This is a genomic window from Anaerovorax odorimutans (assembly GCF_024459955.1).
Lineage (GTDB): Bacteria > Bacillota > Clostridia > Peptostreptococcales > Anaerovoracaceae > Hominibacterium > Hominibacterium odorimutans_A.
In genome coordinates, this window is record NZ_JANFXK010000012.1 from 68,174 (window position 1) to 81,202 (window position 13,029).

Consider the following 13,029-nt stretch of genomic DNA (forward strand, 5'->3'; position numbering starts at 1 on the left):
AATTCTGAAAAAAGTGATAAAATAAAAAATGACCTTAGTACGGATCAGGCAGCGACCCGCCTGACCCGATTTTTATTTTTAGAAAGGCAGAAAGGAGGACACCATGAAGGACAAACATTTGGAAGGTGTTGGCGCTCTGAAACGACGGCATGTCGGCGTTTGGGGAGTAGTCTTCATGATTTATTGCCTGGTTGCGGCCGGTGCTTTTGGTATCGAAGAAATGATTCCCATCAGCGGGCCGGGACTCACTTTATTAATGCTGGTATTATTTCCTATTTTTTGGGCTCTTCCAATCAGTGAAATGGTGGCAGAACTGGGCGCCGTACTCCCGTCAGAGGGCGGAGCTTACGTATGGACCAGGGATGCGATGGGAGAAATGTGGGGCTGGCAGGTCGGCTTCTGGGGGACCATCAGTACCTGGCTTCAGCAGGCCATGTATGTTGTCCTGGTAGTCGGGTATGTTGAAAAGTTCTGGCATATGACAGACATGACAGCTACGATTTTAAAAGTTTTAATGATCGTTATTTTTTCCGCCGTTAACTTAATGGGTATCAAAGAGGTATCCAGCCTGAGTACGATTTTCTCACTGCTGGTTATCGTTGGATTTGGTGCCGTTATGATCGTCGGATTCGCCAACTGGAACACGAACCCGATCGAACCGTTCTACAACGTGGATGAAGGCGTTGTGGGAAGTCTGGGCGGAAGCATCTGTATCGCCATCTGGATGTACAGCGGATATGAATGTATGTCCAATGTGGCCGGTGAACTGGAAAATCCACAAACCATTCCCAAGGGGCTGATTATCGCTATGCCGATCATCGCCCTGAGCTATCTGCTTCCAACCATGGCCGGCCTTGCTTCTGTAGGCAACTGGGAGCTGTGGAATACGGAAGGCGCAAATGCGGTCGGCTACATGGACGTCCTAATTCAATTCGTAGGACCGGCGGCCGGAATGGGATTCCTGGTAATCGCTATTTTATCCAACTGTTCCATCTTTAACGCTTACATAGCATCCGGTTCCAGAGGTTTCTTTGTTATGGCGGACGACCATCTGTTCCCGAGATTCCTCTGCAGAGTTTCTAAAAACAGAGGCGTACCGGCAGTAAGCATCATCATTATGGCCGTATTTACGATTTTCCTCTGTAAATTCGACTTTGTAACACTGGCAATGGCAACAACGCCGCCGATGCTGTATCTGTATATGTGTCTTGCGGTTGCAGTCCACAGACTGAGAAAAGTTTACCCGATCGAGGAAAGAAAAAAGCTGGGGCTTTACTCCATACCATTTGGCAAAGTGGGTCTGTATGCCATGACCATCTGCCCGTTCATCATTGCGGCCATCGCGCTGTATGTTAACGGAACCGATTATTTCATTTCCGGGTTCCTGATGCTGGCCATCAGCCTGGTAGGCTATCTGATCTGCAAATGGGTCTATGGCGGAATGGCCAAGGAAGACCCGATCGGCCATCCTCTCAACCCGAAGACAAAGCTTGCGCAGGGAGATACGGTTTATATCGGAGCATATGTGGCTCTGGCCGGTTTTGTCGCTCTCCTGGGTTCTGTACTCCTGAAATGGTACGAAGGCAGCTGGGGCGAAGAATATTATCTCGAGGAATACGGCAGCGGATTCTTCAGCGATTTCTGGGGAATGATCCATTGGTGCAGAATCGGGGGAATTGTCCTGCTAGTAGTAGGATTGGTGATTTTCTTCGTGGGAAGGAAGAAAGACCCGACGTTGCCGATTAAGCAGCAGCCGATTCCTACGGAAGGCCTGGGCGTCAGTCTGAAGAAAGATTTTAAGGCTGAATCCTGATCTCAGCAGCAAAATAGTCCTGGGAATAAAAAATTGAAAGAATGCTTTACGGGCACCGAGGAACGCTTGCGATCCTCGGTGTCCGTGCGTTACAGGGAAAGGAAAAGCTAATTGACAGATGGAGAAATGCTTGTTTTGAGCAAACAAATACATATGTAAAACAAATTAATATTTTAATGAAGCAAATTGATACTGAAAGATATTTGACAGTAAACAAACTAAGCGCTATACTAAAATTGTAAAGAAAATCGTGTAGCAAAACAGAAAAGAGGGATATTATGAGTACTGCTACCAAGAACGCTATTGTTAAGAAGGTTAACGCTTTAAAAGAAGGTTTTATCAACTGTGCGGAGCTGATGGATGAATGCATCATTCAAAAAGGACTTCTTAAATAGTATATCTGTTAAAACAAATATATAAATATTTTTTCCGGTAAGCGCGCTTACCGGTTTTTTGTTTGTTAAATAAAGGAACCCGTAACACCGCTTTTTATTGCGAATGCCCGCAGTCCGTAATATAATGAAGCCATAACGCAAAAAGGAGAATGTTATGGATGGAATAAAAAAGATCAAATCGCTGGGAATCTTTCTGGGAATCCTTTTGATTTTGCTGGGTGTTGTATTTATCGTTTTTCGCAGGGATATCGTAGAGGTACTGGCTATGATCGTAGGCATCTGCATCATTGTCATCGGCGCCTTTAAAACGATCCAGGCCCTTACAAGCAAAAGCGAGGTTAATAACAAACCTATGGGAGTTTCAGTGGGAATCGTGCTGCTGGCTCTGGGAATCTTCATATTGGTGAATACCAATATCTCGATCATGATGCTGGGTGTCGTAATCGGAATCTTTGCCTTTGCTTCTGCTTTCGATCGCTTCGCAGTGGCAAGAGAAAGAAAGCGGAGGGGCTTTAAATGCGGGAATACAGTGCTTTTCGGTTTGGTGCATATTCTTTTCGGCATACTGATGATCTACTGTTCTTTTGCGATGATGTCCTTCATCGTTGTTCTGACCGGCATTTATCTGCTGGCCGCGGGGATCATGGTCGTATTGTCAACCGGATACTTTTTCGATTATAAATAAGAAAACATTGGAAAGGAGACTGCTATGCGGTCTCTTTTCGCATTTCAGAGAAGGCTTCGGGGGCTCCGCTATATTTTGTCCATTCCTTTGGTCTATTTTGTCCATAAAATTAATATGATGTACAAAGCGATATCGATGGAAAGAGGAGAGACAATGAACCGAAGGAGAAAAATCAAAAGAAGGCCAAGGGGCTACGGGGGCAAAAAAATACAGGTGAATTTTGCTCCTATTATTGTTATAATATGTTTATCTGTCTGCGCCGGATATTTGACGGCAAAATATGTTGTTTATCCGATTCTCGGGTACGAGCCCGCAGGTCTCAGCATCCTGCAGAAAAAGGATGGGGAAGAGAAAAAAGACGAGACGCAAAAAACAGAGGAATCCAGCGCGGCCGCACAGACTGAAACCACGGCCGCTCCCACAGCGGCGGAGACGACCACCGCGCCTCCTGCGGTGGTGGAGGATCAGGTGGACGTCAAACAGACCGCCGGTTATGCGCTCCAATTCGGCAGCTATACGACGAAGGAAGCTGCGCAGAAGAGCGTAAAACAGCTGAAAAGCTCAGGAATCAAGGCGAAAGTAGTGGAAAAGGACGGCGCTTACAAGGTAATAGGAGACCTGTTTGATACAAAGGAGAAGGCAAAAGCCGCCCTGGAAAAGATGGATGAATCCGTAGGAGCATTTGTAACGACGATTGAAAAATAACCGCAGCGATTATAATATGAGGAGAAATCATGATACCTTTATCGACGAAGATGAGACCTGACAATCTGGATGAATTTATGGGACAGACCCATTTTATGTATAAGGGCTCGCTTTTGTATAATGCCATAAAGAACAAAACCTTTGACTCAGCAATTTTTTTCGGCCCTTCGGGAACGGGAAAAACCACGCTGGCTCGTATCGTGGCTAAGGAGATGGACGCTGATTTTATTGAAATCAACGCCTCAACCACAGGCACAAAGGAATTAAAAGAAATTATAGAAAATGCCAAGACGCGTTTCTTCGGACTGCAAAAGGAAACTACATATGTATATGTGGACGAGTTTCACCGCTGGAACAAGCTTCAGCAGGATTCCCTGCTGAAGGCCCTGGAGGAGGGGGTGATCCGTTTCATTGGCAGCACTACGGAAAACCCTTATTTCGCAGTCAACAACGCAGTCATCAGCAGAGTAAGGAATATTTACGAATTCCGCCGCCTGACGACGGAAGAAATCCTGGAGCTTTTAAAACGTACGCTGGGAGACAATGTGAGAGGCTTCGGCGGTCTGAATGTTTCCTATGATGAGGAAGCGCTGAGAACTCTTGCGGATATGAGTTCCGGCGATGCGCGGGTAGCGCTGGATACACTTGGCTTCATTGTAGATAACCTCAGTGAAGGAGCGAAGCTGGACGAAGGGATCGTTGGGGAAGCGATGCAGCGGCAGACGACTTTTTATGATCGAAGCGAGGACAAGTACAATTTGCTGTCCGCCCTGCAGAAATCGGTGCGCGGCAGTGATCCCGACGCCGCGGTCCATTATCTGGCCCGTCTTTTGGAAGGAGGCGGAGATATCCAGATGATCGGAAGGCGCCTTTTGGTTATGGCCAGCGAGGACGTGGGAATGGCCTATCCCAGCGCCATTACCATTGTTAACTCCTGTGTTCAGGCGGCTCTTATGGTGGGACTTCCCGAAGCCCAGATCAATCTGGCGCAGGCCGTGGTCCTCATGGCATCCTGCCCCAAATCCAATGCTTCCAACGAGGCTCTGGCCAGGGCGCAGGCCGATCTGAGAAGCAAAAAGATCGACGATGTGCCTCCGCATCTGAAGGATTCCCACTACAGCGGAGCATCTAAACGGGGACACGGCATCGGCTACAAGTTTCCCCATGCCTACGGCGGCTATGTGACGCAGCAGTACTTGCCGGACAACCTCTACCGTGAAGGGGTGCGGTACTACGAGCCCACGGAAAACGGAAGCGAGTCTTCCTTTAAAAAATATCTGGAGGAATTAAAACGAATCGATGAAAGAAATCATAAGGGCTGATCATTCCGGGTTTTGTTTCGGAGTGAGACAGGCGATCGACAAAGCGGAAAAAGCGGCGGACCAGTGTCAGGGGAGCATTTACTCCTGCGGTTCGCTGATTCATAACAAGCTGGTCACCGAAAAACTGGAGAAAAAGGGAATCCAGGTGATCAAAAGCCCCGATGAGGCGGAGATTGGATCTACGGTCATTGTCCGTTCTCACGGCGAGGGCAAACAGTTTTACGACATTGCGGAGCACCGAAGCCTCAAGCTGGTGGATGCCACCTGTCCCTTTGTGGCCAGAATCCACGACCTGGTGCGGACTGCCCGGGAGAAGGGGAAGAACATCCTGATTGTGGGCGATAAGAATCATCCCGAGGTGTGCGGGATCAACGGATGGTGCGGAGACTCCGCCATTATTGTCAACTCGGCGGAGGAAGCGGCCCGAATTGAGGAGGATGATCTTTTCGTAGTGGCGCAGACAACAATTCGCAGTTCTGTTTTCGATGAAGTCCTGGAGGCGCTCGAAAAATCGGGAAAAACCTTCTCAGTTACCAATACGATCTGTAATGCCACTGCCAACAGACAGAAAAGCTGTATGGAAACAGCCAAAAAGGCAGAACTGATGCTTGTTCTTGGAGATACGCAGAGTTCCAATACCAAAAAATTGTATGATATTTCTAAAAAATATTGTACAAATACTCATTTTGTTGAAAATATAAAAGATTTACCATTGAAAGAAGTTGAAAAATGTAATAGAATAGGAGTAGCAGCGGGCGCCTCGACGCCTGAATGCTTAATTAAGGAGGTTATTGCCAACATGAGTGAAAACACACTTGAAAACAACAACGAAATGAATTCAATGGACGACTTAATGGATGAAATCGAAAAATCCTTAAGGCTTCCACGCGGCGGAGAGATCGTAACAGGAAAAGTGCATCAGGTTACAGATAAAGAGATCATTGTAAATCTCGGCTGCAAAAAGGATGGAATCATTCCATCAGACGAAATTACACTGGAAGGAGATCAAAAGCTAACTGACTTATATCAAGAAGGCGATGAAATTCAGGCCAAAGTTGTAAAGACAGACGATGGCGACGGCAGTATTCTGCTGTCTAAGAAAAAGCTGGAAGTTGGCGAACACTGGGACGAAATCAACCAGGCGCTTGAAGATAAATCAATTATTGAAGTTAAAGTTGTTAGACCCGTTAATGGCGGAGTGATCGCGACATACAAAGAAGTCTCCGGATTTATTCCACTGTCACAGCTTTCCGACAGATATGTGGAAAACGCAGAAGAATTTGTAGGACAGACTCTCCCTGTAAGAGTCTCCAGAGTGGATCAGAGAAGAGGCAAAGCCGTATTCTCCCACAAAATGCACCTCAACGACGAAAAGAACGCCAGAATCGCAGAGATCTGGGAAGGCCTCAATGTAGACGATGTAGTAGAAGGAACGGTAATGCGTTTCACCGATTACGGCGCATTCGTAGATATCGGCGGTATCGACGGTCTGTTACATATCTCAGAGATCTCCTGGGGTAAGCTGAAACATCCGCAGGAAGTTCTGAATATTGGTGACAAGATTCGGGTAAAAGTTCTTTCCATGAATGCCGAAAAAGGCAAGATTTCTTTGGGTCTGAAACAGAATCAGCCTGAACCTTGGAGCGTGATTAACGACAAATATGAAATTGGACAGGTTGTTAAGGGTAAGGTTGTTCAGATCAAAGAATACGGTGCTTTCGTAGAACTGGAACCAGGACTGGACGGACTGGTACACATTTCTGAGGTGGCGCACAAGAGAGTCGGAAACATCGCAGATGAACTGACTGTCGGACAGGACGTTTCCGCTAAGATCCTGGAGATCGATCAGGACAGAAGAAGAATCAGCCTGAGCATCAAGGAAACTCTGGATTCCGAGGACCAGCCGCTGGATGGCGAAGGTGAAGAACCGGTTGCCGAGGCTGTGGAAGACGTTGAGGCAGAGACTGCTGAAACAGAAGAATAAGAATAAAGGGTACCAATGAAATTACAAGGGCGAGGCGCTGAAAAAACCTCGCTCTTTTCATGAACGGAAAAAGGAGTTTGGAATGGAAAATCTTATATTGGTAGGTATGCCCGCCTGCGGCAAGAGCATAACAGGGGTCGTTCTTGCCAAGACCATGCGTAAAAATTTTGTGGATACTGACCTGCTGATTCAGGAACGGGAACAGCGTCCGCTTCAGGAGATCATCGACACAGACGGAATTTCCTACTTTAAGCAGGCAGAGGAAGCCGTTCTTCTTCAGCTGGATGCGGACAATACTGTCATTTCCACAGGGGGAAGCGCTATTTATTACCCGAGGGCTATTGAACATTTAAAGAAAAAGGGCCGGATCGTCTATCTGAAGGTTTCACTTAAAACGGTTGAACAGAGGCTGAATAATATTAAAACCCGCGGGGTGGCCATGAAAAAGGGAGACACGATAGAAGATCTCTACAAACGGCGTGTGCCTTTATACGAAAAATATGCGGACATCACTATAGAGGCCGATGATCTGCCTGTGGAAGAGACTGTGGAGAAGATTATGGAATCGGTTTGAATGTTGGATCAAAAAACAGGGATAAGCTACGGCGGCCTGAAATTATTATTTCAAGCCGCCGTTTTCCTTTTTATTCGGACGCTTCCACCAGCTCTTTGGCAGATTCCAGCGTAGTATCCGTAATGTTGATGCCGCCCAGCAGTCTTGCGATCTCCTGAATCTTTTCGTCAGGATGCAGCTGGATTACAGTAGTATAAGTATTGCTTTCATCCGATTCCTTATAGATCTTGTAGTTATGCGAACCGAATGCCGCAATCTGGGGCAGGTGGGTAATGCAGATGATCTGATGATTTTCTGCGATCTGCCGCAGTTTCCTGCCAACAATGCTGGCAGTGATTCCGCTGATGCCGGCATCAATCTCATCAAAGATCATGGTCGGTATTTCATCGTAATCTCCGACGATCTTCTTAAAAGCCAGCATGATGCGGGACATTTCTCCTCCGGAAGCGATCTTGGAGAGGGGTTTGAGCTTTTCGCCCTTATTGGTACTGATGAGAAATTCGACAATATCGGTACCGCTGTCTGTGTATTCCGCGCTTTCCTTAAATTCAATGGAAAGCTGAGCGTCTTTAAAATTCAGTTCCGCCAGCTCATAGAGAATCTTTTCTTCCAGCTCCGAGGCAGCTTCGCGGCGCAGCTTGGACAGTTCCTGACAGGCATCTTTTAAATCCGCCTCGCATTTTTCTCTGAGAGCTGTCAATTCCGCCTTGAGGCTGTCAATGTTTTCCACCTGAGCCAGCTTTTCTTCCAGAGTGTCGCCGTAGGCGATGATTTCCTCCAAAGAGGCATTGTGCTTTCTTTTGAGGGCGGTAAGGGTTTCCATGCGGGCAATGGACCGGTCCAGATCCTCGGGAGAAAAGACTGTTCGATCCCGGCAGTCCCGAATCTGGCTGCACAGTTCTTCAAAGGTATAGTAAGCTTCGGACATCTGCTGATGGATATCGGAAAGCTCTTTGGAATATTCGCCAATCTGTCCGATCATGTCCATGGCTTTTTTCATGCCGCCCAGAGCGGGAAACTCTTCCCCATTGGCCAGCTCGTAAGCTCCCGCTAAATTTTCATAGATTTTTTCACTGTTCTGCAGGACATTGATTTCCTCCTCCAGTGCGTCATCCTCGCCGGCAGTCAATTCAGCCTTGCGGATTTCTTCCAATTCAAAGACCATGAAGTCGCGTTTTCTCTGGTTTTCCGCGGCATCCGCGATCAGTTGTTTCAGCTTTCCCGAGACCTCCCGGTATTGGGAAAAAATAGCCGCTACTTTCTGTTTGGCAGGACCGATGGTGTCTTTTTTGTACATGTCCACCAGTTTGATATGGTAATCCGGGTTGAGCAGGGACTGGTGATCGTACTGTCCGTGAATATCCGCCAGTTTTTTGCACAGCAGATTGAGATGGCCTAAAGTAACGATCTCGCCGTTAATCTTACAGAGGTTTTTCCCGGCAGCCGAGACCTCTCTGGTAATGACGTATTCTTCGCCTTTGTGGGTTCCGGCCAGCTGGACGATGGCCTTTTCTTTTCCCGAGCGCACAAAAGCAGTATCCGCCCGACTGCCGAGAGCCAGACTTACTGCTTCGATGACGATTGATTTTCCGGCGCCCGTCTCGCCGGTTATGATATTGAGTCCTTCGTGGAAGTCGATTTCCACATTTTCAATAATTGCAAAATCTCTGATACTGATATGAGAAATCATATACTACCTCTTTATCCAAGCATTTCGTTGAATTCTTTCAAAAATTTTGGTGTATTGTTCGGATCGTCGATGACGATCATCAGTGTGTTATCTCCGGCCACAGAACCGATCACATGGGGAAATCCCAGGGAGTCGATAGCCTCACCGGCAGCGTTGGCGCAGCCCGATAAAGTTTTTACAACAACGATGTTGCCGGAAGAATCGACAGATTTAATGGTTTCTCTGAATATATTTACAAAACGGTCGGAAACCGGCCCTTCCATATTCATGGCGGCTGCATATTTATATTTTCCGGTAGAGGAGAGCGTCTTGATTAGGTGGAGTTCCTTGATATCCCTGGATATTGTGGCCTGGGTAACGTCATAACCGTATTCTTTCAAGAGCGAAGCCAGCTTATCCTGGGTCTCCACCTCATATTCCTCGATCAGCTCTAAAATTTTATTTTGTCTTGAATAACGCATGGTATTCTCCTTCAATATACATTATAAATTGATTTTATACATTTATAATTATACCATACTTCTGAGAAAATGCTACATAAAAAAACCTTAATTCAGAATTGCGGAACGTATGTTTGTGTGCTATACTGAATTGAATGTGCGGACGATCAATCCGCGCCGCTGCAAGGAGGGGCTATGCGAATACTTGGAATTGACCCGGGATATGCGATCCTGGGCTACGGTGTCGTGGAGATGACAGGCAATCGCTTCAAAGTGATCGATTACGGCGCTGTAACCACGGAGGCCGGTATGGAGATGCCGGACCGACTGAAGATCCTGTATAATTCTTTGATGGAGATCATTATGCGCCATGAACCGGAAGTGGCATCTGTCGAGGAATTATTTTTTAATACCAACGCTAAAACCGCGATTCTGGTGGGCCAGGCCCGGGGCGTGGCAGTGCTGGCCTGCGCCAATTCGGGACTTGAGATCGCCGAATATACACCTCTGCAGATCAAACAGGCATTGGTGGGCTACGGACGGGCGGAGAAAAAACAGGTCCAGACAATGGTCAAGACCATTTTGAATCTGAAAGAGATACCCAAGCCCGATGATACGGCCGACGCTCTGGCAGCGGCCGTGTGCCACGGACATTCCGCAGGCAGCAGGAACCGGCTTAAAGGGTTGAAATAAATCAACGGGAGGACAGAGAATGCTTCATTACATAAAGGGAACACTGGCAATGAAAACGGAAAGCGGCATCGTAGTGGAAGCCGGCGGCCTGGGGTACGAACTGACGGTGCCGGCCAACTCTGGCGTTTATCTGGCAAAGGAAGGGGATGAGATTACCGTCTTTACGGCAATGATCGTAAGAGAGGACGATATCAGTCTCTTCGGATTTGGAGAGAAGGCTGCGCTGGATACTTTCCGCAAACTGATTACAGTCAGCGGTGTCGGCGCTAAGGCGGCCATTGCCATTTTATCGGCCATGCCGCTTTCGGAGGTGCATCAGGCGATCATTTTAGAGGATGCCAAATCCCTCACCAGAGCCAACGGAATTGGGAAAAAGACGGCTGAAAGAATTGTGCTGGAGTTAAAAGATAAATTCGGAACACTGGAAGAGGCCGCGTTGCCGGAGAGTTCGGGCAGCGGCGCTGCCGCCGCGGGGGTTCCTGGAGACAGCAGAACGGAGGCGATAGATGCTCTGATCGCGCTGGGCTATACCAGGGGCGAGGCCGCAAACGCGCTGGCGACTGTAAAAGAAAAGGATCTGACAGTGGAGGAATATATCAAACAGGCTTTGAAAAGGCTGTTTTAGATAAGGGATGAGTTATGGAATATGAAGAAAGAATTACTGCGGCAAGCGCAGGTGAAAACGAAGAGGCGTCTGAGTTTACGCTGAGACCCCAGACGCTGGATGACTATATCGGACAGAAGAAGGCCACGGACAATCTGAAAATCTTCATTGAGGCAGCAAAACTTCGGGGAGAGCCTTTGGATCACGTACTGTTTTATGGTCCCCCGGGCCTGGGCAAGACGACCCTGGCAGGAATCATTGCCAATGAACTGGGTGTGGATATCCGCATCACCTCCGGCCCGGCCATCGAGCGGGCGGGGGATCTGGCGGCGATTCTGACCAATCTCAATGAAAACGACGTTCTCTTCATCGACGAGATACACCGGCTCAACCGCTCGGTTGAAGAAGTGCTCTATTCGGCTATGGAGGATTTTGCGCTGGACATTATCATTGGCAAGGGTCCGTCAGCCAGGTCCATTCGTCTGGACATCGCCAAATTCACATTAATCGGCGCCACCACCAGAGCCGGGAGTCTTTCGGCGCCGCTGCGGGACCGGTTCGGCGTCAGCAGTAAGTTTGAAATGTATACGACGGACGAGCTGAAAAAGATCATCCGCCGTACCGCCGGCCTTCTGAATGTAGAGGTGGATGAAGAATCCCTCACGGAGATGGCGAAACGTTCCAGAGGCACTCCGCGAGTGGCTAACCGCATTTTGAAGCGGGTCCGTGATTTTTCTCAGGTAAAGGGAAACGGAAAGATTGACATTTCCATCACTCAGGAAGCGATGCAGGCGCTGGGAGTGGACCCCATGGGCCTTGAGAGCCTTGACAGGGAGATCCTGCGGATGATTATTGAACGCTTTAAGGGCGGACCGGTGGGCATTGATACCATCGCGGCATCCATTGGAGAGGAGCGGGTTACCATTGAGGATGTCTACGAGCCCTATCTGATTCAGGCAGGATTCCTTCACAGGACCCAAAAGGGCAGGGTCGTATCGGAGCAGGCCTATAAGCATCTGGGAATTGCCTGCGACGATGAACAGGTAGAAATGAAAATAAAGGAAGAAGAAAGATGAATATAAAAGAATTTGATTATCACCTGCCGCAGGAACTGATCGCGCAGAAGCCTGCGGATAAGAGAGACTGTTCGCGTCTCATGGTCCTTCACAGAGAGGATGATACCATTGAACACCGGCATTTTTATGATGTTCTGGACTATCTTATGCCGGGGGACTGCCTGGTGCTGAACAACTCCAAAGTGCTTCCAGCCCGCCTCTTCGGAACCAAAGAAGAGACCGGAGCCAAGGTGGAATTCCTTCTTACGAAGCGGTTGGAAAACGATTGCTGGGAGACTATGGTAAAACCGGGAAAACGGCTGAAACCGGGAGATACGGTCGCTTTTTCCCCTGATTTTAAGGCCCGGATCACGGATTACGGAACGGGAGGCACCAGAATCGCAGAGTTCATCTATGAGGGAATCTTCATGGAACGGCTGGAAGAACTGGGGAAAATGCCCCTTCCTCCCTATATCGAAAGGGACAGCGATCAGGAGGACAAAGACCGTTATCAGACGGTTTACTGCAAGGAAGAAGGCTCGGTGGCAGCGCCTACAGCAGGGCTGCATTTTACGGAAGAACTCCTGAAAGAGGCAGAAGAAAAGGGCGTCAAGATCGCCTATGTGACCCTTCATGTAGGTATCGGTACCTTCCGGCCGGTTAAATGCGAAAATATCGAAGAGCATCAGATGCATTTCGAAGAATATGAAATATCCCAGGAAAGCGCCCGTCTGATTAACGAAACGAAGGCTGCCGGGGGACGAATCCTGTCTGTGGGAACCACATCCACCAGAACGCTGGAAAGCGCGGCCGTTTTGGAAAACGACGGCTATGTTCTCAAAGCGGGATCGGGGAATACGGGTATCTTTATTTATCCGGGATATGAATTTAAAATGGTGGACGGATTGATTACCAATTTCCATTTGCCCAAATCCACCCTGCTGATGCTGATATCCGCCCTTTATGACAGGGAGAAGATTCTCAGCGCCTATGAAACGGCAGTAAAAGAGAAATATCGTTTTTTCAGTTATGGCGATGCCATGCTGATTCTGTAACCAATCTTGATGTC

General features: G+C 48.1%; 12 protein-coding genes. 10 read left to right on the forward strand and 2 right to left on the reverse strand.

Annotated features, from left to right (window positions below; genetic code table 11):
* Positions 1–103: 103 nt before the first annotated feature.
* The 6 genes from NE619_RS11390 to NE619_RS11415 all read left to right on the forward strand — a co-directional run bounded on the left by NE619_RS11390 (position 104) and on the right by NE619_RS11415 (position 7,478).
* Complete coding sequence (locus tag NE619_RS11390) at positions 104–1,813, forward strand: APC family permease (RefSeq protein WP_256132543.1); 1,710 nt, start codon at positions 104–106, stop codon at positions 1,811–1,813.
* Between the two features lie 549 nt (positions 1,814–2,362).
* Positions 2,363–2,893, forward strand: a complete 531-nt coding sequence (locus NE619_RS11395) for a DUF308 domain-containing protein (protein ID WP_256132544.1) — start codon at positions 2,363–2,365, stop codon at positions 2,891–2,893.
* A 153-nt stretch (positions 2,894–3,046) separates the two neighbouring features.
* Positions 3,047–3,598, forward strand: a complete 552-nt coding sequence (locus tag NE619_RS11400) for an SPOR domain-containing protein (protein ID WP_256132545.1) — start codon at positions 3,047–3,049, stop codon at positions 3,596–3,598.
* A gap of 29 nt (positions 3,599–3,627) precedes the next feature.
* The gene (locus tag NE619_RS11405; protein WP_256132546.1) at positions 3,628–4,920 is read left to right on the forward strand and encodes a replication-associated recombination protein A; all 1,293 of its coding nucleotides are present in this window, start codon (positions 3,628–3,630) and stop codon (positions 4,918–4,920) included.
* Complete coding sequence (locus NE619_RS11410; RefSeq protein WP_256132547.1) at positions 4,898–6,904, forward strand: bifunctional 4-hydroxy-3-methylbut-2-enyl diphosphate reductase/30S ribosomal protein S1; 2,007 nt, start codon at positions 4,898–4,900, stop codon at positions 6,902–6,904. The genes NE619_RS11405 and NE619_RS11410 overlap by 23 nt, the downstream gene beginning before the upstream one ends.
* Before the next feature lie 82 nt (positions 6,905–6,986).
* Positions 6,987–7,478, forward strand: a complete 492-nt coding sequence (locus NE619_RS11415; RefSeq protein ID WP_256132548.1) for a shikimate kinase — start codon at positions 6,987–6,989, stop codon at positions 7,476–7,478.
* 70 nt (positions 7,479–7,548) lie between these two features.
* Here NE619_RS11415 and recN read toward each other — a convergent pair whose 3' ends face one another.
* Complete coding sequence (gene recN / locus NE619_RS11420; RefSeq protein WP_256132549.1) at positions 7,549–9,168, reverse strand: DNA repair protein RecN; 1,620 nt, start codon at positions 9,166–9,168, stop codon at positions 7,549–7,551.
* Between the two features lie 11 nt (positions 9,169–9,179).
* Positions 9,180–9,629, reverse strand: coding sequence for an arginine repressor (locus NE619_RS11425; protein ID WP_256132550.1), 450 nt, complete (start codon positions 9,627–9,629; stop codon positions 9,180–9,182).
* A gap of 174 nt (positions 9,630–9,803) precedes the next feature.
* Here NE619_RS11425 and ruvC point away from each other — a divergent pair, with 174 nt between their 5' ends.
* The 4 genes from ruvC to queA are packed head-to-tail and all read left to right on the forward strand — an operon-like array spanning position 9,804 to position 13,015.
* Positions 9,804–10,301 carry a crossover junction endodeoxyribonuclease RuvC gene (ruvC, locus tag NE619_RS11430; RefSeq protein ID WP_256132551.1) on the forward strand — a complete coding sequence of 166 codons (498 nt, stop codon included), beginning with the start codon at positions 9,804–9,806 and terminating at the stop codon, positions 10,299–10,301.
* A gap of 19 nt (positions 10,302–10,320) precedes the next feature.
* Complete coding sequence (gene ruvA, locus NE619_RS11435) at positions 10,321–10,926, forward strand: Holliday junction branch migration protein RuvA (protein WP_256132552.1); 606 nt, start codon at positions 10,321–10,323, stop codon at positions 10,924–10,926.
* A gap of 14 nt (positions 10,927–10,940) precedes the next feature.
* The gene (ruvB, locus tag NE619_RS11440) at positions 10,941–11,981 is read left to right on the forward strand and encodes a Holliday junction branch migration DNA helicase RuvB (RefSeq protein WP_256132553.1); all 1,041 of its coding nucleotides are present in this window, start codon (positions 10,941–10,943) and stop codon (positions 11,979–11,981) included.
* A complete protein-coding gene (queA, locus tag NE619_RS11445) occupies positions 11,978–13,015 on the forward strand; it encodes a tRNA preQ1(34) S-adenosylmethionine ribosyltransferase-isomerase QueA (protein ID WP_256132554.1) in 1,038 nt (345 codons plus the stop codon). Before ruvB ends, queA begins: the two co-directional genes overlap by 4 nt.
* Positions 13,016–13,029: the final 14 nt, after the last annotated feature.